The sequence below is a fragment of the Castellaniella sp. genome, assembly GCF_036379515.1.
Lineage (GTDB): Bacteria > Pseudomonadota > Gammaproteobacteria > Burkholderiales > Burkholderiaceae_B > Castellaniella.
This window is the reverse complement of record NZ_DASVGN010000021.1, coordinates 18353-37775: the sequence shown is the minus strand read 5'-3', so window position 1 is coordinate 37775 and position 19423 is coordinate 18353. Positions and strand designations below refer to the sequence as shown.

Genomic DNA, 19423 nt, shown 5'->3' with positions numbered 1-19423 from the left:
TGCGACCTCAGGCGGCGTCTGCCTTTTTGCGGTGCAGGAGCTTCCACAGCACCCCGAGGGCGGCAGGGACTGCGGCGGCGGCCACCCCGATGAGCACGATGGTGTTCAGATGCTCTTTGACGATAGGAACGTTGCCAAAGAAGTAGCCCGAGGCCACCAGCAGGCACACCCAGGAAATCGCGCCGATGGCGTTGTACATCTGGAAGTGCAGCCGGCTCATGCCTGCGACGCCGGCCACGAAGGGCGCAAAGGTTCGAAACAGCGGCAGGAAGCGCGACAGCACGATGGTCTTGCCGCCGTGCTTTTCGTAGAAACCATGAGTCTTGAGCAAGGCCTTGCGATCCAGGAACCGGTAGTCGCGAGAGAACACCCTGGGCCCTATCAGGCGCCCCACGTTGTAGTTCACCGTGTTGCCCAGGATGGCGGCCACAATGAGCAGCGCTGCAAGCAGCACGGGGTCGAGCAGGCCTGTGGCGCCAAAGGCGCCGGCAATGAAAAGCAGCGAATCACCGGGCAGAAACGGCAGCACCACCAGGCCGGTTTCGCCAAATACGATCAGCCCAAGAATCAGGTAGATCCAGGCGCCGTACTGGGCAACCCAGAACCCGAGGGATTGGTCGATGTTCAACACCAGATTCAGGAATTCGGCCATGGGAAATGAGGACGATAAAAACTAATAACCCACCACTATAATCGTTTTATGAGTCATCCCATTGCTGCCTTGCCCGATACCCTTGTCAGCCAGATTGCGGCGGGCGAAGTCATCGAGCGTCCGGCGTCCGTGCTTAAAGAGCTGCTCGAGAACGCACTGGACGCGCAGGCCCGTGTCATTGAAATCCGGCTCGACGGCGGTGGCATTCGCCGCATTCTGGTTGTTGATGACGGCGTAGGTATTCCCCATGAGCAGTTAGGTCTGGCGCTGCAGCGCCACGCCACCAGCAAGATCGCGTCGCTGGCGGAGCTGGAATCGGTCGCCACCATGGGGTTTCGGGGTGAGGCACTGGCGTCCATTGCCTCGGTGGCGCAGCTCACGCTCACCTCACGCACGGCGGGGGATGTGCAGGCGTGGCAGATGACGGCGAGTTCGTCAGAGCCTGTCCCGGCGGCAGGCTCGGTAGGGACGCGGGTCGAAGTGCGCCAACTCTTTGATCACATTCCTGCCCGGCGCAAATTCCTCAAGTCCGACGCAACGGAATATAGCCACTGTCTGGGCGCGGTCGAACGGATCGCACTGGCCAATCCACAGGTAGCATTTCGCCTTTTTCATAACGACAAGCCGCAGCGCAACTGGCCTGCGACACAGATCCATGCCCGCATTCGCGATGTGCTGGGCGACGAATTCGAGGACCAAAGCCTGGCGGTCTCCGCTGACCAGGGGCTCGTCAGCCTCGAAGGCTGCATCACGCGCCCCACGTTCGCGCGCAACCGCGCTGATCGCCAGTACCTTTATGTCAACGGACGTTTCGTGCGTGACCGTACTGTGTCTCATGCCGTGCGTCAGGCCTATGCCGATGTGCTGCACGGCGACCGCCAGCCGGCCTACGTGCTGTTTCTGGCGCTGGACCCTGCGGGGGTGGACGTGAACGTGCACCCCGCCAAACATGAGGTCCGATTCCGCGACAGTGGTGCTGTGCACCAGTATGTGGCTCAGGTGTTGGCCAGTGCCTTGGCGCAGCAAGGCGGGGCGGCCGTGGGTGGGGTGACAGAAGCGCCGCCGGAGCCCACAGCGGGCAATGGCCCTGCGGCAGTCGGAGGGTTACGCCTGGCCAGTTCGGATCTCGGGCGTTTAGATCAGTCGGCTTCTGTCAGTGCCGGAGCCTCGTTTTATCGGCCCCCCGTGCAACAGCGTTTTGCCCTGCATGAACATACGCCGCCACAGGATTGGCGTTCTTTGTATCGGCCCCTGGATCCGCCCAGGACGCATCCTTCCATGCCCGTGTCGTCGCTTGATGGTGTGACGCAACCTGCCTCGGCGTCGTCCGATTTGCCTCTAGGCATGGCGCTGGGGCAGCTGCACGGCATTTATATACTGGCGCAGAACGCGCAAGGCCTGATTCTCGTGGACATGCACGCTGCCCACGAGCGCGTCGTCTACGAGACGCTGAAAAATGCACTGGATCGGTCTTCTCTGCCAGCGCAAGAGTTGCTCGTTCCTGTGGTGTTCACGGCATCCGAGACTCAGGTGGCGGTGGCGCAAGAAGAACAGGACACGCTGGATCTCCTGGGCTTGCGCATCCGGGCAACGGGACCTACGTCGCTTGCCGTCCGGGCGGTTCCGGCCTTGCTGGCGCATGGTGACATCGAGGCTTTGGCGCGCGGGGTGTTGGCCGACGTCGAACGTATCGGCCATTCGGCCAGGCTGCTGGAGCAGCGCAACGAACTGCTGTCCACCATGGCTTGCCATGGTGCCGTGCGTGCGCATCGGCTGCTGACTCTGGATGAGATGAATGCGCTCCTGCGCCAGATGGAACGCACCGAACGTGCCGATCAGTGCAATCATGGCCGTCCGACCTGGTTCCAGTGGAGCATGACCGATCTCGATAAGCTGTTCCTTCGCGGACAGTAAAACGGCGCCTACGCCCGGCGGGCCATGCCAGGGTGCTTGGAAAAATAATCCTGTACCCCGCTGAGGATCGCGCTGGCGATCTTTTGCTGGTGCCTTGGGTTGCGCAGCAGCATTTCTTCCTGTGAGTTGCTGATGAATGCCGTTTCGACCAGGATAGACGGAATGTCAGGGGCTTTCAGCACGGCAAAGGCTGCGCGCTCGATGTGGTTCTTGTGCAGATCGTTGATCTTGCCGATTTCCATCAGCACCCGGGTTCCAAGCTTGATGGAGTCCGTAATCTGCTGACCCGTGGACAGGTCCAGCAAGACTTCTGCGACCTGCTTGTTATGGGCGCCCAGATCGATTCCGCCAATCAGGTCCGAGTCATTCTGGCTCTTGGCAAGCCAGCGGGCGGTCGTGCTGCTGGCTCCGTGCTGGGACAGTGCCCAGACCGACGAACCGCGTGCGGACGAATTGGTGAACGCATCAGCGTGGATGGAAATGAACAAGTCGGCCTTGACCCGGCGTGCTTTCTGCACGCGCACTCCAAGCGGCACGAAGTAATCGCGGTCGCGGGTCATGTAGGCCCGCATGTTGGGTCGCGAGTCGATCAGTTTCTTCAGCCGGAATGCAATCTGCAGAACGATGTCTTTTTCGTGCGTTCCGCGACGGCCTGTGGCACCCGGGTCCTCACCCCCGTGGCCTGGGTCGATGGCGATCAGGAAAGGCCGATCTTTCCCTGACAGCTGCGGGGCGCTGGGTTCCGAACGCTCTTGCACGGCCGGTGGGAGTTCCTGCCCTTTGACCGAGGGGATTGCCGCAGTGTCAGGGCTGTTCTGTGCCAGGCTCTCCAGTACGCCCGCCAGAGGGTCGTTCTGTGAGTCCTTGATCAGCGCCATCAGCGGGTCCTTTGCCACCTTGGGGTAAAGATCTAGTACCAGCCGGTACTTGTACTGGCCGATAGGCTTGAGCGTGAATACCTGGGGTGCGACCGCCTGCTTCAGATCAAACACCAGCCGCACCACATTCGGACGATTTTGAGCCACACGAACCGAGCGGATGTAGGGGTCGTCGGGCTTGATCTTGGACACCAGGTCGCTGATGGCACGGCTCATGTTCAGACCGTCGATGTCCACCACCAGGCGATTGGGGTTTTCTATCGTGAAGTGCTCAGCCTTGAGCTCGGTGTCCATTTCGAGCGTGACCCGCGTGTATTCCTCGGCCGGCCACGTCCGCACGGCCAGAATGGTTGCCGCGTGGGCAAGGCTGGGAATGACGGGGAGAACCAGGAGGGTGCAGCCACTGACCAGCAGCTTGCGGCGCAGGGGTTGTGCGGGGGAGTTCACACCCGCTGAGGTGTCAGGGAGGTCAGCCATCGTTGTCCTTTTTCGCTGCTGGCGACGAGCCGGGCCGTCCGCCCGGTGCCTGCATACGCCAGTTGGATGTCCAGATCCGGTAGCGGCAAACGGGTCCCGGCCTGCTCAGGCCATTCGATCAGAACGATTGCGTGTTCGTCGAAAAGCTCGGCGAATCCGGCATCCCGCCACTCGTGGGCATCACTAAATCTATAGAAATCAAAGTGATGGAAGTATAAGTTAGAAATATTATAGCTTTCAAGCAGCGTATAGGTCGGACTTTTGATGCGTCCTGTGACGCCAGCGGCCCGTAGCAGGCCTCGGACGAGCGTCGTTTTCCCTGCGCCCAGCTCACCTTTCAGGTGGATGCGTCCTCCTGGAGTTCCAGAGGCTTCCGTCTTGCCACATACGCAGTCAGCCAGCTGTTTTGCCAGGCGCAGAGTAGCTTCTTCGTCAGGAAGCGAAAGGATCAGTGAGGCGGGCGACGTAGGCATGGCAAGGGTGCGCGCGGTAGCGAACCGCGCTGTGGCAAACAGCAAATAAGGGATTGTACGGTGTGAGAGCCGTTGCCGAAGGGCAACGGCCACCGAAGCGGCAAGGCGGGCTATTGCAGGAGGCGCTACGGCACGGCCAAAGCAGCGCTGGCCTTCAGAAGGTCACGTGTACGATGCGGGTCTTCAGGCCCGAGATGGCGGTTGCCTTGCTGGCTAGAGGGGAAAATTGCGAGGCGTTGATCAGGAACGGCACTTGATCGGGCTCACCAGGTTCGCGTTTGCCGGGTTGCTCTTCGGTGTTGGTGATATTGGCTGGTGTGCCTGGATGGGAGGAGCCGACGGCAACATTGTTGATGATGCTGGAGAACGTCATGAAGGGTGTATTACCCGGGCTGCAGATCACGGACACAGGGCCCATGGCCTGCGGACCAAACAGCGAGTATTGGGTCGTGCATTGCGAGGTGATGACCAGCCTTACCCCAAACGCCCCCTGGGCCGGGCCGGTGTCGGCATAAGCCGGCTGAAGCAGAAGTACTGCCAGAGCCACCGTGAGCCATCGAAGTGCAGTCATGATCGAAACCCGATATTCAGTAAGACACAGTCACGACGACCGTGTCATTGTAAACCCCCGCCGCCGGAACCGGTTGAGGTGGAACGCGGCCGTAGACGGGCACGCTTTGGGGCAAGCCGTTGCCAGTCCCCGAGTATCCCGTCTGTGGAGTGTTTCCCCAGGGCTGCGTTCGGGAGGGGTCCAGGTATAGGCTGTAATTCAGCAGCCCCCCGTTGGGGCCTATCATGCGGCGTTGCTGCCCGTTGGCGTGCAGGCCGTATCCCAGGCTGATCGAATAGGGGTTGCCGTTGCACGTGACGCCCAGCGTGGTGGACCCATCGGTATTCTGGGTCAGTGTCTGGAAAACGGTGCCAAAATCCAGAGTCGCGTTCAAGGTGTTCAGGCGGCAGACGCTCGAGATGGAGGCTGAGATGTAATAGGCTGAAGCAGTATTGATCGTGACGTTGCCGCTGCCGCAGGCTGGGGCTTGGCCCGTGAATACCTGGTACGTGAAAGAGACCGGCAGGTTCCCGCCATCGGTGTCATAAGGGGTGGGTGAACCGCCGGGGCCAGAAGGCAGTCCCGTCTGTCCGCTCGAGACGATGCGGCCATACACGGGTTGCGTCCCTGAGACGCTCCAGGCGGTTCCCATCTGGACGACGAACCCCGGGACGGTCATGCCGCTGGTCGACCCGAAATTTCCCCAGATTTGTGTGCGCTGGGGGTCTGTGTACAGGTTGAAGGCCAGTCGGTACAGCGTGGGCAGGTCATCCATGACCAGGTAACGAGGGATCATGCTGCCGTTCGAACGTGGCGCCGGTCCCATTCCCACGCACAGCAGGATCTGGTCGCCGGGATTGGCGCTGCACTGGTAGTTCAGGACGGCCTGCGCATCGTTCGTGCTGGCGTTGATCAGGTCGATGGGTCCGAACTCCAGGTTGGTGACCTGTACGTTGCAGCTGGATGCTTGGCCACCCCCGCCACCACCATTATTTCCGTGGCCGTTCCCTCCCTTGTCAGCATATGCGGAAGACAATCCAGCCATCATGAGCAGCGCCGCGAGCAGAATGTACCCGACGGTGGACCACAGCACGCGCGTGTGCAGAGAGGTGCCAGGCCGCCCATCCACCGTGAGGCCCTCGTGGTTCCTTGAATACATTAAGGAGTACATACCAGCGGTCCTATTTCGGGAATGGAGTCCGGCGCAGCCTTGAACGGGAATTTCACCGTGCAGTGGTAGCTGTCGTCTTTCAGGTTGATCATGTTCTTGGGCTGCAGCCCTTCGAGATACAGCTGGCCGTCGTAGCCCACCCAGCCATTGGGGTGGGTGCTGTCGTTCAGGTAGGCGGGCGTGCCCAGTGGAACCGGCTTGCCGTCGGGCTGGTGCAAGGTGAGCGACGCGGCGTGCACTTCGTGCATGCCGAATACCACTTTGACGCCCGACGCGTGCTTGGGCACGACGTTGGCCTGAACCTTGTCGATGTGCATGTTCAGCGGCAGCTTGGTCGGGTCTATGCTGATCTTGTTGTTCTGGTACGAGAGCAGCGAGGGCACCAGCAGGAGCCCCCGGCTGTTGGTCTCGCCCACGGGTCGGTTTTCGTTGCGCACCGGAATGTCGGGGACTCCGTCGGTCGATACGACCGCGAATGCGTCGTCGATCCGGCGGGTGGCGAAGATGCCGCCGCCCATGGCCACCAGGGCCCCCGAGGCTCCCGCGTACACGCTGGACGTGCTGCCCTGCATGCTAGCTCCCAGGTTGATGTCCGCGTATTGGGTGCGTCCACTCAGGGCCCCTGAGCCGCTGGGCGGTGTGGATACAGCCTGGTCGCCGTACGGGCTGGATTGCTGCCCACGCAGGTTCCAGTTCCAGCCATCCCCGTTCTTGCCCGTATTGCCGCTCACGCCCAAGGTGTTGTTCAGGCTGTTCTGGCTTCGGGTCGAAGACGCATAGCTCGAAAGCCCATGATCGAAGTTGAAGGTGAGGTTGAGCGTGACAGTGCGGTCGGCAGGGTTGTCCAGGTTCTGGTTGTAGGACACCCCGATGGTGGCTCCGTGCGTCAGCCCGCGAGACCAGGACAGCCCGCCGTAGCGGGAAGAGGGCTGGTCCGGCTGATCCAGACGCACATAAGTGACGCCGAAATTGCCCAGCGATTTAACAGTCATGTTGGCGTAGACGCTGTCGCTGCGCAGCGTGGGAACGCTTCCGTAGGCACTGGCTACATCACGAAAATTGGCCGAGGCCCGCTGGGTGTTCATGCCGATGCTGTAGTTGTTGTGCTGCAGCTGGTAGCCCAGACTGTACTGCGAGCCTTGCAACATGCCTGTGGCTGCGGGTTGTGGGCTGACGGGCACGAGGCCGGACGACAGCCCGAGCGACGTCATGCTGAGCGCCGATGCCCGGCTTGCCGCCCATGACCCAGAAAGTGTGCCCCAGGTGCCCAGCGCCGTCGTGGCGCCCACGCCTGCCATGCCGATGCCTCGGCTTCCCTCGGCATGCCCCTCGAGCGTGAGCCAGCGCTTCAGGCCGTAGCGCAGCACGCCGGAAGCCATGGGCTCTGAGCTATAGTCGAATGACTGATAGCCATAGTTCTGCCGCACGTAACCGGCTTCGAACGACCAGTCGCTGAGCCCCTCGCGCAGCATGGTGCTGGTGGTGTAGAACGGGAAATTCACCACCGTGCTGCGCCCCAGGGCGTCCGTCATCACCACTTGTGCTTGCCCTGCGCCCGTCACCGAGGGCTGAAAATTCAGGTTGAAGGGGCCTGCCGGGGTCTTGCCGGAATACTGCTGAATTCCGTTGACGTACAACTGCACCGAGGAGGGCAGGGCAGCAGTGCCGAAATAGGCTGGCAGTGGGGCCGTCGTCTGGTAGGGCTGGAGGCTGAAGTTGCGCCCGATCTGGATGCCGCCGATGCGGGTCTGCCGTGTCCATGACAGGCCTCGTGTGAGCTCATCGCCCAGGCGCAGGGTGATCTGTTTGTCCTGAAAAGAGTGCTCCAGATCCGTGTCCAGCCGCGTCGTCGTGCGCGTCCAGCCCGGCACGCCCTGTGTATTGACGGCCTGCGTCAGGTAATTGGTGCTGGCCACCCCCCAGTCGCTGAAAGCGCGCAGTTCTGAGAAGCCGCTGACGCCGGTGCCCTGGTCCAGCGTGTGCGTGGAATACAGATCATAGTTGAGCAGCACCCCGGGCGAGGCCGTGGCATGGGTGGTCGCCCCTTTGCCCTGCCCCAATACCTCGGTGCTGAGCTTGAGTGCTGAAAACGGAGCTGTGATGGACACGCTCTGATCGGCACGGCTGTAGTTGACCTTGACCCCCGGGTAACCGTCCAGCGGTACATTTGTCGGGACGGTCTTGAGATAGTCGTCGTTGAAGCCCAGCTGGCGCGCCTCGTCCTTGCTCAGGTAGAGATGCCCGTTCTGGTCCGTCATTTGTGCCAGGTCCGGGTTCGGGTTGCCGTTCATGGTGACCAGAAGATAGACTTGGAATCCGGTGCTTTCACCGGCTGCAGAGGCTGATTCAGTCCCTGCGGGGGCGGCAGGAGCTGGCGTGCTTGCAGCACCTTGTGGGGGGGAATCGGTAGAAGGGGCAGGCGTAGCAGGTGCTGCGGCAGGTACGGCTGGGGGGGTGGAAACGTCGGGCGTGGCAGGTGTGGCTGAAGAGGCAGGATGGGTAGGCGCAGCCGCAGTAGGGCTGGTGGCTGCTGCAAGCTCTGCGGCGATGGCGAGTTTTGCACTCATCAGAACACCCGTTACCAAGACCCAGCCCAGGCCCAGCGCCGTCGATCGGAAGCTATGGTTGCTTCGTGATGGCGGATACGTCGGTATTGGTCTTGACCCCATTCATCAGGCTGGAAAAGGTTCCACCTTGTGCAAAGACACTGGGTGGCAGCGGCAATTCTAACCGCCGGTAATCGCCTGGCAGCACGTAGCCCGCCAGACCTCGAAACGCCACTACCTGTTTGCCGCCATTGGGGGTGAAATTCACGTTGGCCAGCTGGACATGGCTGGTGCCGGTATTGCGCACCGTGAGCCAGGCACGCTGCCCGGATTCCTGCACCTGCCAGCTCAGCTTGGGCTTCTGATCTGCGGTGCCGACAATGAAGATAGGGACGGAGTAACGAAAAACGAAATTCAGTGCTGCCTTGGTTTTTTGGTCCTGCTGGACCGGGAGTTCGTCGACCAGCAAGCGATAACTGCGCTCGTTGGCTGCCGGGCTTGAAAGTGGGCCGACCCGAATCAGACGAACCAGCTGCTGTTGCCCGGCCGGGATCTGCACCATGGGCGGGCTGGCGATCAGCTCGTTGCCCGGTGTCAGAACGTCGTTGCCATCTTTCTGGCTCCAGCGATAGACGCGCACCTGGGCGTGGACAACCTGATCTCCGGCATTTCTGAGCCAGATCTCGTCCGCCTTTTTATTGGCGTCGATTGACAGGCTGATGGGCGAAATCTGCAGCCCCGCAGCCTGCGAAGGTGCCCCCGACAATCCGTACAGAAGGAATAAAGCAAATAACCACGGTCCTGTTGTACGTAAGCGGATCATCGGGGCGGAACCTTAGTAAGTGACGTTGATGGCCACCGTGTCCGTGTAGATACCTGCAGGTACGTTCAGCGCAGAAGCAGCGACCAAGCCGTAGACATTATAAGTGGTCGATGAGCCCGTGCCCGTACCCGATTCTGTGTTCGTGCTTACGGTGCTGCCCCAGGCGGTGTTGTGAGCTGAATCCTGGTACAGATTGTAGGCGATCGAGCTGCCATTGCTGTTCTTCATGGTGCCGGCACCTGTCGTGGACGGAGTGCCGCCGGTGGTGGTCGCAGCGGGCGTCAGGCCAACGTTGTAGGCGGTGCCGTTGGTGCAGGTCACACCAAAGCTTGCACTGGCGGCAGCATTGGTCGTGGCAGTGGATGCATTGCTGCCGAAATTCATGGCGGCGTTGTTGGTGCTGACCAGGCAATTGGCCGTGATGGTGATGGTGGTACCCAGAGTGCCCGTTGCCGTGGAAACTGCTGCGTTCGCCGCACCAGGCAGCAGCGTCAGCCCGGCGACCAGGCTCAGGGATGTCGCGAGAAGTTGTGTGGTTTTCATGGTTTCAGTCCGTGGTGAAAAAGGGCAGGTTTTTGCCCGCGACGCCATTACACAAGCTTCACATTTCGTTGTCAATTAAGTATGCATAAAATGCATACTATAGGTGTTAATCATGCGAATATTAGGGAATTTGTAGGAGTTGCCCTAGGGCATATGTCGGAGTTTTTGTATCTGGCAATGTCACTATTGTGAGATTCATATAGTTCGAGAGCCTCAGGAATCCTTGATTTTTCGTGTGGCAACCCTCTGAGTGAGCCCGTTCGGGATCGCTGATTCCCGCCTTGGCCTGTGTTTGGCTGTCGCCCCCATCCAGTGTTGCATTTTGCCCACGGCTTCAAAATCGGGTATACCAGTCGCGTGTTCCGCCCGATTTCATCTGTTCCATGTCCAAGGCCAGCAAGCACACTTCTGAAACACCCGCGACTCACTGGTTGCGTCAGCAAAAGATTCCGTTTGGCGAGTTCCCCTACGACTATGTCGATCATGGCGGGGCACGCGAAGCTGCGCGCCAGCTCAACGTGCCGTTGCATCAGGTGGCCAAGACCTTGATCATGGAAGATGAACATGGGCAGGGCCTGGTGGTGCTCATGCACGGTGATTGCGAGGTCTCCACCAAGAATCTGGCGCGGCAGACGGGAGCCAAGAAAATCAGCCCGTGCACGCCCGAGAACGCGCAGCGCAATTCGGGCTATCAGGTGGGAGGCACGTCGCCCTTCGGCACACGCAAGCGCATGCCCATTTGGGTGGAATCCACCTTGTTGGATTACGATCAGGTGTATCTGAATGGCGGGCGGCGCGGCTATCTGATCAGCGTTGCATCGGGCGTGCTGACCGGTGCGCTGGCTGCCAAGCCTGTGCAGGTTGCGCTCGATCGCGAGCACGATTAAGCATTCTGTGTCATGAGGTCATCATGCGTTCTGAGATGACGCCAGATGTTTGGCGGTGTGGAGGCTGAACATGGCGGTCGTTCCGTCGTTGTATCCCAACGTGGATGCCTTCCTTGATGCGCTATGGCTGGAAGACGGCCTGGCTGAGAACACACTGGCAGCGTATCGGCGCGATCTGCTTGCCTTTTCAAGCTGGTTGCAGACCGAATGCCAGCTTGCACTCGAAGCTGCCGGCCGTGCCGATGTGCAAGCGTGGCTTGCCGCCCAGCATTTGCGCACCAAAGCCAGCACTGCCAACCGACGGTTGGCGGCTCTGCGCCGGTATTACCTGTGGGCCATGCGTCGTGGGCTTTGCACCGAGGACCCCTGTCTGGGTGTGCATAGTGCGCGCCAGGCCGCACGATTCCCGAAGACGCTGTCGGAGTCCCAGGTTGACGTGCTATTGGGGGCTCCCGACGTGGACAGTACGCTGGGTTTGCGCGATCGCGCGATGCTCGAGACACTCTACGCCACGGGGCTGCGCGTCAGCGAACTGGTGTATCTTGCTGTGGTTGACACCAGTCTGAGCGACGGCGTGGTCCGCGTCGTCATGGGCAAGGGTGCCAAGGACCGCCTGGTTCCGCTGGGCGAAGAAGCCTTGCACTGGATTACGCGTTATCTGGCCGAGAGCCGCCCGGCGCTGCTGGGTGCGCGGACGTGCGATGCCTTGTTCGTCACAGCGCGCGGAGCCGCCATGACTCGCCAGGCCTTCTGGTTGCTGATCCGCAAATACGCGCAACTGGCTGATATCCACGTACCGCTGTCACCGCACGTGCTGCGTCACGCATTTGCCACCCATTTGTTGAACCATGGCGCCGATCTGCGCGTCGTGCAGATGCTTTTGGGACATGCCGACATCTCGACCACGCAGATCTACACCCACGTCGCGCGCGAGCGGCTCAAGACGCTGCACGCCAAGCACCATCCCAGGGCTTAGCGCCAGCTCTCCTTTATAATCGCACATCGCGTCTCCCTAGTTAAATGGATATAACTTTCCCCTCCTAAGGGAAGATTACAGGTTCGATTCCTGTGGGAGACGCCAAGACCCCGCACATCAGTGTACATTAGCGTACAAAAATTTCCGCAAAATCAACCAGATAGCCCGTTTTGGCGCTCATGAGCGTACATGAGCGTCCATTACTGTACACGTCTTGCCGTACCTCTAGCAGTACCTCTAGACTTTTACCAAGTTCATTTTTGGTTGAGAGGTACGAGTCATGGAAGCGAAGCTAACAGACCGCCGCATCAAGGCGGCCCAACCCGGTCAGGTCCTCGGTGACGGTGGGGGGCTATCTTCACGGCGTTGGCGTTCCTGCGCGCGTGCGAGCGCCGCGCGGGCATCGAGAATTTGTTCTTGAACAGTCTTGCGCATTTGATTGCTCCGATGTTGGCATTGCACTATTATTTTGTGCGCAAGTATTTGTTTTTCAAAACGAAAAACGAGACGACTAGGAAACCAAACAATGAATCTCGCCCAATACGAAGGGCTGGCATCGGCGTTGATGGGACTCATCGGCACAGTGATTCTATTCAGATCAAGCTATTCATTAGAGCCATTCGAGGGGATGGTTTGGGGTGGGCCGGAGGTGACGGAACACAATCGAGCGGTTAGGGTTAAGAATGCTAAAAGGTCAACTTGGCAGAGAGTCGGCCTAGGTTTTCTGTGCCTTTCGTTTTTCATCCAGGCCCTGAGTTACTACTAAACGGCGGCGGCACCGCCACCTTGGGCGGTTTGGGTGGCGGAAAAGCGATTTTGGGCTTCCTCGGCGGCGGCACGACTACGCGCAGCCGCCGGTCGGGCGGTTTTGGCACCATGCGCGGCCCCGGCCCCGGCTGCGCCCTGGGTTTTTTGTACCAGCCCCCCGGCGGGCAAGGTATTAGAACCGACGCGATGAAGGTATGCCGCGCAGCTTTCGGTGAACCACGCCAAACGAGTGGTAGCCGCGTGGTGTTCAAGACGCCATGGGCAGGTGACCCACGCATCAACCTGCAGAACAAGGCGGCGCGTGCCAAACCCTACCAAGTTCGTCAAATTCTGGCAGCGCTGGAAAAGCTGCAGACTTTATAGGAGCGGCCAAATGGATCTGAAACACTATACCTACCGGGTCATCTGGTCCGAAGAAGATCAGGAGCATGTCGGCCTGTGCACCGAGTTCCCAAGCCTCTCGTGGCTCGACTCTGATGTTGCCGGGGCGCTACGCGGCATCATGCAAGTTGTGGCTGCAGCTGCGTCCGATATGCAGGCAAACGGTGAAACGCTCCCTCTTCCGATGTCGGAACGCCAGTTTAGCGGGCGGTTCGCCGTACGGGTGCCGCCCATGATTCACCGCAAACTTGCTGCAGAAGCTGCGGAAAAGGGTGTCAGCATGAACCGCTTGGTTAGCGCAAAGCTCGCCATGTAGCACACGCCACGGGCTCGGTCTATGACCAGGGCCACGGTTTCCGCTCTAGCATGATCGTCTGTCTGCGCAGGCCAGATAGCCCTCACAGCAGCAATGAAGCAGGCAGAAGGGACCGACGCTTACGCATCGGTCCCTTCCCTGGCCCGTATCGACCCCAGCGCGGATGGCCGTGCGATCGTGCCGGCCTAGCGAGAACTGCGACATCGTCTCGATGGATACTCACTACGAAATCGGGCCGTCTATCGCGCCTACGAAAACAGAATGGAGATGTTGAGGATCAGGCACACCGCCCAGATCACTGAGCGCACCGCCCCCCGTCCGCCGATATACACCCCCACATAAGCGAAGCGCAGCACCACCCAGGCCAGCATCAAGGCGGCCACGTTGTTGACGTCAGCGTGGTTGAACAGCGCGAACAGCACCGCGCCGTAGAAAAAGGGCAAGGCCTCGAACAGATTCGACTGAGCGGCGTTCGCCCGGGCGCGCCAGCCTACCTGGCGCGCGAGCCACGGCCGGGGATTATTGTTGTCGAACCTCACGCCGCCGGCCTTGGCGAGGATGGTCGCCGCAAAAGGCAGCACCGCCGCCACCAGCATCAACCAGGCAATTTCTTTCATGACTACCTCCGGGGCTTGTCGCCATGCACGCCACAATGCGGCAAGCATTCATGATAGCTGCGACAAAGTTCCCGCCAGATCAAGTCCGAAGGATCGGGCTCACGCGGCGAAGTGTCTCCGGGGTGTCCTAGCGCGTTTTCACATAGGTGGCATCGATCCACGCATGACGTAAATCGTAGAGGACGTTATTTTTGGCCGTTGTACGAATTCTGTCGGAGACGCTAGCCGCTACTGGTGTGACACAGCAGTTTTGTGGGGCTGGAACCGTTCAAACCGAAACGGGCTTGCGTCGATGGGGGGGCCTTGTGCCGGGGACGGTGGCTCAGCCGCGCGCTGCCCTCAGGGCCTGTTCGAGGTCCGCCTTCAGGTCGTCGACGTGTTCCACACCTACCGACATACGCACGAAATTGGGCTCTATGCCGGCAGCTTCCATCTCCGTCTCGGACATGGAGCTGGCCCACATCGACGCGGTATGGACGGCCAGTGTTTCGACCCCGCCCAGGCTGACGGCCTGAGTGGCGAGGCGCAGGGCCGAGACGAAACGCTGGGTGGCTGCATAGTCGCCCTTGACGGAAAATGCCACGATGGCGCCAAAGCCCCGCATCTGACGAGACGCCAAAGTGTGCTGCGGGTGGCTCTCCAGACCGGGGTACAAGACTTGGGCTATTTCCGGGCGGCCTTCCAGCCAGCGCGCCACGGCCAGCGCGTTGGCGTTGATGCGCTCCATGCGCAGCGACAGCGTGCGCAGGCCACGCAGCAGGAGCCAGGCATCCATGGGAGAGAGCACGGCGCCGAGTGTGACGTGCATCTTCCAGATACGTTCGGCCAGTTCGTTGCTGCAGCAGATGGCCCCCGCCACGATGTCGGAGTGGCCACCCAGGTATTTGGTGGCGCTGTGCACCACGACATCGATACCGTAATCGTGCGGCCGCTGATTCAGCGGCGACGCAAAAGTATTGTCGGCGACCGTGAGGATGCCGCGAGAATTGGCGATTTCGCCCACGGCGGCCAGATCCGTAATGGACAGGCTGGGGTTCACGGGCGTTTCGACCATGATAAGCCGGGTGTTGGGCCGCAGAACTGCCTTGAGACTGTCCAGATTGGTCTGGTCGAAAGTGCTGACCTCTACGCCGTACCCTGTCAGGACATCGCTGAAGAGTTTGGAGGTGCTCATGTAGTGGCGTTCTTGCACTGCCACGTGGTCGCCTGCCTTGAGGAGCGCAAGGATTGTCGTGCTGATGGCACCCATGCCCGAGCCTGCGAGCAGGGCCGTTTCGGTACCCTCGAGCTTTGCCAGAATGGCTTCGACGTGCTTGTTGACGGGGTTGCCGTGACGCGTATAGAAGGTGGCTGGCCGGCTGGTGGTCGCCATGGCCGCGAATTCCTGGGCATTACGGGCCTTGAACGTTGCGCTGTAGTAAATGGGCGGCACGACCGAAGACTCGGTACCGCACCCTTCGTCACCATGCAGGACCAGCGATTCTTCGTGCCAGTCTGCAGTGTGGGACAAGGCGGGCTCGTGCGTGCTCATGAAAAAGGCTCCTGGAGGCTTGAAGGCAATGGCAAAAGGCCATCATACGCTGGGGAGCGATGGGCGAACTGCGCCCGGAGGCATAAGCTTCTGCCGGTCCGTCCTGTGGTGCAGAATGTGCAGCGGCGGGCTACAGATAGGGGCTGGCGAGCCAGATGATGCGGTTGCGCAGACGTTTGAGGTAAGGCATGGCCTGCAGCGACTGCAAGGTGACCGCGTCGGAGCGCACGATTTCGTGATCGATGCGTTGTTCGATCTGTGCGGCCAGCGCCTGGTCGTAGACTTCCATGTCCAGTTCGAAGTTCAGGCGCAGGCTGCGCGGGTCCAGATTGGACGAACCCACGTAAGACCAGCCGCCGTCCACCGTGCATAGTTTTGAATGGTCGAACGCCGCGCGGCTGCGCCAGACGCGACAGCCGCCTTGGATGATTTGCGCAAGCTGTGCCGTCATCGCGTAGTTCACCAAACGCAGGTTGTTGCGTCCGGGGATGACGATGTCGACCTGGATGCCCCGTCGCGCTGCGGTGTTCAGGGCGCCCATCAGCGTCTGGTCGGGCAGGAAATAAGGTGATTGAATGCGCACGCGACGCTGAGCAACCGCCAGGGCACCCAGCAGCACGTTGTGGGTGGCCGCGATGAAGCGATCCGGGCCTGTGCGGATGCAACGTGCAGGCACGTGCGGCAGCGGGGCCTGAGGCGTGGTCTTGCACCAGTCTTCGATCCGCAGGCGTTCGCGGGTGGTGAATTCCCAGTCGTTGGCGAAGGCCGCGAAGAGCTGTGTGGCCAGGGGACCTTCGATACGGAAGTGCGTGTCGGTGTTGGCCTTGCGCCCTGCCAGCGACACCATGAAGGTCTCGCGAATGTTCATGCCCCCCATGAACCCCAGGTGGCCATCGATGAAGAGCACTTTGCGGTGACTGCGCAGGTTGGCGTAGGCCATGCGCAGCCCCATCGGATTGGTCATGAAGAGCTCGGCACGAATGCCGTAGCGGCGCAGCAGGTGGATGATGGGAGGGCGGGAGTATTTCGAGCCGACGGAGTCGATGAGGATGCGCAGCATCACGCCGCGTTCCTGCGCCTGGTGCAGGGCCTCGGCAAACTGCAGGCCAATCCGGTCGTGATCGAAGATATAGGTTTGCAGCGCGATGCAGTGTCGGGCCGAGGCAATGGCTTCGAGCATGGCCGGGTAGGCCGCGTCACCGCTGTCGAGCAGCGTGATGTGGTTGCCGTTGTGCAGCGGAAAGCGGCTGATCTGGTCGCCCAGGATGCGCAGGGATGCAAATTGGGCTCCCGCCATGGGGCTGACGTCAGGGACTGGCTCACCCGCGCTGTGGACGTAATCCTTGATGAGCCGGCTACGGTGGCTCGAGAGCTGGTCCCGCCGCACACGGTTGATGCCGGCAATGAGGTATAACAGCGGGCCCAGCAACGGCGAGGCCAGGATCACCCCCACCCAGGCAATGGCGGCGCGCACGTCATTCTTGTTCATGGCAGCGTGGGCAGCTGCCACTGCGCCCACGATGATGGACGTGAGAAAAACCAGGTGGGGCCAGTAGTGGTCCAGGAAGCTCGTGATGGCGCTCATGCCCGATTGTATGTGGGTCAAGTTCAGGAAGATTCGGGGCGTTGCTGCAGCGTGTCCAGCCAGTCTGAATTGGGATCGCCCTGCTGTGCAAACTGCTGGTTGCGCGAATTGGAGCGCCAGATACCGCCGCCTATGCCCAGCACGGGTTCAGTGCGGTACCAGTACCATTTACCGTCTGCGTCCTGTGCGGCCCAGTTCCAGCCTTCAGGGGCAAGCGACCAGTTCAGCGGAGCAGGGGGCATTTTCGTCACACGGCAAGAGTTTCTCGAATCTTGTCATACCCCAGATTGAAAAGAAAGCCGTAGGGCAGATAGAACAGCACGAGACCGATATCGAGTACCAGCGCCTGCCAGAGCGATACTTGCAACCAGACCGCGATGAGCGGAATGACGATGACGATGAGCCCAGCTTCAAAGCCCAGTGTGTGCAGCACGCGCATTGCGTAGTTGCGCTCAAAGCCATAGCGGGCCTGAGTCCGGTCAAAAAGCCAGTTGAACAGCATGTTCCAGAGCATGGCAATGACCGCGATGACGGCTGTCAGGATGCCCATACTGGTGACTGAGCGCCCCGTGATCCAGGCAGCCAAGGGCGCAGAGATGCCAATGGCCAGCACCTCGAAGCAAAGGGCGTGAAAAGCGCGCTCTGCGGGGGATCGATCAAAGTTTGACATGAGAGTTCGTGAAGGGTGGTGCCGTCACCACGTTCGCGACTACGACCAGGGTCGTCCCTGGTGTGCCCCAAGAAGGGGAGAGAAGATGGGGTGACCGATGGGGCTCGAACCCACGACAACCGGAATCACAATCCGGGACTCTACCAACTGAGCTACGGTCACCGCCGAAAGAAGGAAGATTCTAGCATGACTGTGCGCCCCATGCCCGCGCGGTGGTCGGCGTGACGGGGGCGGGGTGGACAACCGGTCCAGGGTTTCGGGTTTCGGGTCTTGCGTCTTATCCTTTATCATGGATTCGATGCATCCAAGGAGGCCTTATGGCACAGATCTTTGTGGTTCACCCCGAAAATCCCCAGTCCAGGCTCCTGCAGCAGGCGGGGGCGCTACTGGCTGAAGGAGGGTTGGTGGCCGTTCCCACCGATTCCAGCTACGCCGTGGTCGCCCGGTTGGACGACAAGGCGGCGTCCGAGCGTCTGCGCAAGCTGCGCGGGCTCGATGATCGCCATCACCTGACCCTGCTGTGCCGCGACCTGGCTGAAATCAGCCACTTCGCTCGCGTGGAAAACACCCAGTATCGGCTCCTCAAGCTGGCCACGCCGGGACCTTTCACCTTCATTCTCGAAGCCACCAAAGAGGTGCCGCGCCGCGTGTCGCATCGATCCCGCAAGACGATAGGCATCCGGGTCCCGGATCACAAAGTGGCCCGGGCGCTTATCGACGCCGTGGGGTCGCCGCTCCTGTCCACTACGCTGATCCCCGAGGGCGAAGAGTTGCCGCTGAATGACGCCCAAGAAATCTTTGCGCGTTACGAGCACGATCTTGCGGCGGTGGTCGATGGCGGCGCCTGCCCCTTCGAGCCTACGACCGTCATCGATTTGACGGCCGAAGTGCCCGAGATCGTACGTCGCGGCCGAGGGGACGCCTCCAAGCTGGGGCTGTAGACCGCCCCGTGAGCGGTTATGCTTACACACCTGCCAGCAGGATGCTGGTTTTTTGCTGACTTGCCCTGATGGACGATTTCATCCAGACCCTGACGGTCTACGCTATACCGGTGCTGTTTGCCATTACCCTGCACGAGGCTGCGCACGGGTACGTGGCGCGTCACTTCGGCGACCTGACCGCGCAAGAGGCGGGCCGCATCAGCCTCAATCCGCTGCGCCATGTCGATCTCATGGGCACGATCGTCGTACCGCTGGTCTTGCTGTTGGTCACCCGACTCATGGGGGGTGGGCTGCTGTTTGGCTGGGCCAAGCCCGTGCCAGTGAACTGGAGCCGCCTGCGCAAGCCCAAGCGCGACATGCTCTGGGTGGCATTGGCGGGCCCGGCCTCCAATCTCGTGCAGGCAATCCTTTGGGTTCTGATCTGGCGTGCCATCTTCGAATCGAATGCAGTGGGCGGCGGCAATTTCTGGGTGCTCATGGCGCACGCCGGCGTACAGGTCAACCTCATCCTGATGGCGCTGAATCTGATCCCCCTGCCGCCGCTCGATGGGGGGCGCGTGGTCTTCAGCCTGCTGCCGGCGCGTGCTGCCTGGCAGTACGGCAAGATCGAGCCCTATGGGATCGTGATTCTGCTGGTGCTCATGATGACGGGCTGGCTCTGGCCGATCATGGAACCTTTGCTTGCATTGGGCGAATGGGTGGTTCGCGCATTTGTGTAGATTCG

At 60.8% G+C, this 19423-nt stretch carries 20 protein-coding genes and 2 tRNA genes; 8 read left to right on the top strand and 14 right to left on the bottom strand.

Annotated elements, in window-relative coordinates; genetic code table 11:
• Nucleotides 1-7 precede the first annotated feature (7 nt).
• Nucleotides 8-652, bottom strand: a complete 645-nt coding sequence (locus VF285_RS06730) for a VTT domain-containing protein (protein ID WP_346951851.1) — start codon at nt 650-652, stop codon at nt 8-10.
• Nucleotides 653-700: 48 nt separating this feature from the next.
• On the opposite strand from VF285_RS06730, the gene mutL reads away from it, so the two are divergent.
• Nucleotides 701-2566, top strand: a complete 1866-nt coding sequence (gene mutL / locus VF285_RS06725; protein ID WP_346951850.1) for a DNA mismatch repair endonuclease MutL — start codon at nt 701-703, stop codon at nt 2564-2566.
• Nucleotides 2567-2574: 8 nt separating this feature from the next.
• On the opposite strand, the gene VF285_RS06720 is transcribed toward mutL, so the two are convergent.
• The 7 genes from VF285_RS06720 to VF285_RS06690 all read right to left on the bottom strand — a co-directional run bounded on the left by VF285_RS06720 (nt 2575) and on the right by VF285_RS06690 (nt 10027).
• Complete coding sequence (locus tag VF285_RS06720) at nt 2575-3921, bottom strand: N-acetylmuramoyl-L-alanine amidase (RefSeq protein WP_346951849.1); 1347 nt, start codon at nt 3919-3921, stop codon at nt 2575-2577.
• Complete coding sequence (tsaE, locus tag VF285_RS06715; protein ID WP_346951848.1) at nt 3888-4394, bottom strand: tRNA (adenosine(37)-N6)-threonylcarbamoyltransferase complex ATPase subunit type 1 TsaE; 507 nt, start codon at nt 4392-4394, stop codon at nt 3888-3890. The genes VF285_RS06720 and tsaE overlap by 34 nt, the downstream gene beginning before the upstream one ends.
• Nucleotides 4395-4548: 154 nt before the next feature.
• Nucleotides 4549-4965, bottom strand: a complete 417-nt coding sequence (locus tag VF285_RS06710) for a hypothetical protein (protein WP_346951847.1) — start codon at nt 4963-4965, stop codon at nt 4549-4551.
• 16 nt (nt 4966-4981) lie between these two features.
• Nucleotides 4982-6115 carry a spore coat U domain-containing protein gene (locus VF285_RS06705; RefSeq protein WP_346951846.1) on the bottom strand — a complete coding sequence of 378 codons (1134 nt, stop codon included), beginning with the start codon at nt 6113-6115 and terminating at the stop codon, nt 4982-4984.
• On the bottom strand, nt 6103-8682 hold the full coding sequence (locus VF285_RS06700) for a fimbria/pilus outer membrane usher protein (RefSeq protein ID WP_346951845.1): 2580 nt from the start codon (nt 8680-8682) through the stop codon (nt 6103-6105). Before VF285_RS06700 ends, VF285_RS06705 begins: the two co-directional genes overlap by 13 nt.
• Nucleotides 8683-8734: 52 nt before the next feature.
• Entirely contained in the window at nt 8735-9484 is a 750-nt protein-coding gene (locus VF285_RS06695) for a molecular chaperone (RefSeq protein WP_346951844.1), read from the bottom strand.
• Nucleotides 9485-9496: 12 nt separating this feature from the next.
• The gene (locus tag VF285_RS06690) at nt 9497-10027 is read right to left on the bottom strand and encodes a spore coat protein U domain-containing protein (RefSeq protein ID WP_346951843.1); all 531 of its coding nucleotides are present in this window, start codon (nt 10025-10027) and stop codon (nt 9497-9499) included.
• A 383-nt stretch (nt 10028-10410) separates the two neighbouring features.
• Here VF285_RS06690 and VF285_RS06685 point away from each other — a divergent pair, with 383 nt between their 5' ends.
• The 5 genes from VF285_RS06685 to VF285_RS06665 all read left to right on the top strand — a co-directional run bounded on the left by VF285_RS06685 (nt 10411) and on the right by VF285_RS06665 (nt 13355).
• A complete protein-coding gene (locus VF285_RS06685) occupies nt 10411-10914 on the top strand; it encodes an aminoacyl-tRNA deacylase (RefSeq protein WP_346951842.1) in 504 nt (167 codons plus the stop codon).
• A 70-nt stretch (nt 10915-10984) separates the two neighbouring features.
• Nucleotides 10985-11890 carry a site-specific tyrosine recombinase XerD gene (gene xerD, locus VF285_RS06680; protein ID WP_346951841.1) on the top strand — a complete coding sequence of 302 codons (906 nt, stop codon included), beginning with the start codon at nt 10985-10987 and terminating at the stop codon, nt 11888-11890.
• A 30-nt stretch (nt 11891-11920) separates the two neighbouring features.
• Nucleotides 11921-11995 (top strand) — tRNA-Arg (locus tag VF285_RS06675).
• 621 nt (nt 11996-12616) lie between these two features.
• Entirely contained in the window at nt 12617-13021 is a 405-nt protein-coding gene (locus VF285_RS06670) for a hypothetical protein (protein WP_346951840.1), read from the top strand.
• Nucleotides 13022-13031: 10 nt separating this feature from the next.
• Nucleotides 13032-13355 carry a type II toxin-antitoxin system HicB family antitoxin gene (locus VF285_RS06665; protein ID WP_346951839.1) on the top strand — a complete coding sequence of 108 codons (324 nt, stop codon included), beginning with the start codon at nt 13032-13034 and terminating at the stop codon, nt 13353-13355.
• 248 nt (nt 13356-13603) lie between these two features.
• On the opposite strand, the gene VF285_RS06660 is transcribed toward VF285_RS06665, so the two are convergent.
• The 6 genes from VF285_RS06660 to VF285_RS06635 form a co-directional block, all read right to left on the bottom strand.
• Nucleotides 13604-13972, bottom strand: coding sequence for an MAPEG family protein (locus VF285_RS06660; RefSeq protein WP_346951838.1), 369 nt, complete (start codon nt 13970-13972; stop codon nt 13604-13606).
• Nucleotides 13973-14294: 322 nt separating this feature from the next.
• Nucleotides 14295-15503 (bottom strand): aminotransferase class I/II-fold pyridoxal phosphate-dependent enzyme, encoded by a 1209-nt coding sequence (locus VF285_RS06655; RefSeq protein WP_346951837.1) that lies wholly within the window; start codon nt 15501-15503, stop codon nt 14295-14297.
• Nucleotides 15504-15633: 130 nt separating this feature from the next.
• Nucleotides 15634-17088: a cardiolipin synthase gene (cls, locus tag VF285_RS06650; protein ID WP_346951941.1), complete on the bottom strand. Its 1455-nt coding sequence runs from the start codon at nt 17086-17088 to the stop codon at nt 15634-15636.
• Between the two features lie 23 nt (nt 17089-17111).
• The gene (locus tag VF285_RS06645) at nt 17112-17330 is read right to left on the bottom strand and encodes a hypothetical protein (protein WP_346951836.1); all 219 of its coding nucleotides are present in this window, start codon (nt 17328-17330) and stop codon (nt 17112-17114) included.
• 5 nt (nt 17331-17335) lie between these two features.
• Nucleotides 17336-17758 carry a multidrug/biocide efflux PACE transporter gene (locus VF285_RS06640; RefSeq protein WP_346951835.1) on the bottom strand — a complete coding sequence of 141 codons (423 nt, stop codon included), beginning with the start codon at nt 17756-17758 and terminating at the stop codon, nt 17336-17338.
• 86 nt (nt 17759-17844) lie between these two features.
• Nucleotides 17845-17920: transfer RNA gene (locus tag VF285_RS06635), tRNA-His, on the bottom strand.
• 155 nt (nt 17921-18075) lie between these two features.
• Between VF285_RS06635 and VF285_RS06630 the strand changes: the two genes are divergently transcribed.
• Together VF285_RS06630 and VF285_RS06625 are read left to right on the top strand one after the other, a co-directional pair.
• Nucleotides 18076-18699: an L-threonylcarbamoyladenylate synthase gene (locus VF285_RS06630; protein WP_346951834.1), complete on the top strand. Its 624-nt coding sequence runs from the start codon at nt 18076-18078 to the stop codon at nt 18697-18699.
• Nucleotides 18700-18767: 68 nt separating this feature from the next.
• Nucleotides 18768-19418 carry a site-2 protease family protein gene (locus VF285_RS06625; RefSeq protein WP_346951833.1) on the top strand — a complete coding sequence of 217 codons (651 nt, stop codon included), beginning with the start codon at nt 18768-18770 and terminating at the stop codon, nt 19416-19418.
• The last annotated feature ends 5 nt before the right edge of the window (nt 19419-19423 follow it).

Bases quoted from the DNA above. Each gene is read 5' to 3' on its own strand.
- VF285_RS06730 (WP_346951851.1), bottom strand. From the start codon at position 652: ATGGCCGAATTCCTGAATCTGGTGTTGAACATCGACCAATCCCTCGGG.
- mutL (WP_346951850.1), top strand. From the start codon at position 701: ATGAGTCATCCCATTGCTGCCTTGCCCGATACCCTTGTCAGCCAGATT.
- VF285_RS06720 (WP_346951849.1), bottom strand. From the start codon at position 3,921: ATGGCTGACCTCCCTGACACCTCAGCGGGTGTGAACTCCCCCGCACAA.
- tsaE (WP_346951848.1), bottom strand. From the start codon at position 4,394: ATGCCTACGTCGCCCGCCTCACTGATCCTTTCGCTTCCTGACGAAGAA.
- VF285_RS06710 (WP_346951847.1), bottom strand. From the start codon at position 4,965: ATGACTGCACTTCGATGGCTCACGGTGGCTCTGGCAGTACTTCTGCTT.
- VF285_RS06705 (WP_346951846.1), bottom strand. From the start codon at position 6,115: ATGTACTCCTTAATGTATTCAAGGAACCACGAGGGCCTCACGGTGGAT.
- VF285_RS06700 (WP_346951845.1), bottom strand. From the start codon at position 8,682: ATGAGTGCAAAACTCGCCATCGCCGCAGAGCTTGCAGCAGCCACCAGC.
- VF285_RS06695 (WP_346951844.1), bottom strand. From the start codon at position 9,484: ATGATCCGCTTACGTACAACAGGACCGTGGTTATTTGCTTTATTCCTT.
- VF285_RS06690 (WP_346951843.1), bottom strand. From the start codon at position 10,027: ATGAAAACCACACAACTTCTCGCGACATCCCTGAGCCTGGTCGCCGGG.
- VF285_RS06685 (WP_346951842.1), top strand. From the start codon at position 10,411: ATGTCCAAGGCCAGCAAGCACACTTCTGAAACACCCGCGACTCACTGG.
- xerD (WP_346951841.1), top strand. From the start codon at position 10,985: ATGGCGGTCGTTCCGTCGTTGTATCCCAACGTGGATGCCTTCCTTGAT.
- VF285_RS06665 (WP_346951839.1), top strand. From the start codon at position 13,032: ATGGATCTGAAACACTATACCTACCGGGTCATCTGGTCCGAAGAAGAT.
- VF285_RS06660 (WP_346951838.1), bottom strand. From the start codon at position 13,972: ATGAAAGAAATTGCCTGGTTGATGCTGGTGGCGGCGGTGCTGCCTTTT.
- VF285_RS06655 (WP_346951837.1), bottom strand. From the start codon at position 15,503: ATGAGCACGCACGAGCCCGCCTTGTCCCACACTGCAGACTGGCACGAA.
- cls (WP_346951941.1), bottom strand. From the start codon at position 17,088: ATGAGCGCCATCACGAGCTTCCTGGACCACTACTGGCCCCACCTGGTT.
- VF285_RS06645 (WP_346951836.1), bottom strand. From the start codon at position 17,330: ATGCCCCCTGCTCCGCTGAACTGGTCGCTTGCCCCTGAAGGCTGGAAC.
- VF285_RS06640 (WP_346951835.1), bottom strand. From the start codon at position 17,758: ATGTCAAACTTTGATCGATCCCCCGCAGAGCGCGCTTTTCACGCCCTT.
- VF285_RS06630 (WP_346951834.1), top strand. From the start codon at position 18,076: ATGGCACAGATCTTTGTGGTTCACCCCGAAAATCCCCAGTCCAGGCTC.
- VF285_RS06625 (WP_346951833.1), top strand. From the start codon at position 18,768: ATGGACGATTTCATCCAGACCCTGACGGTCTACGCTATACCGGTGCTG.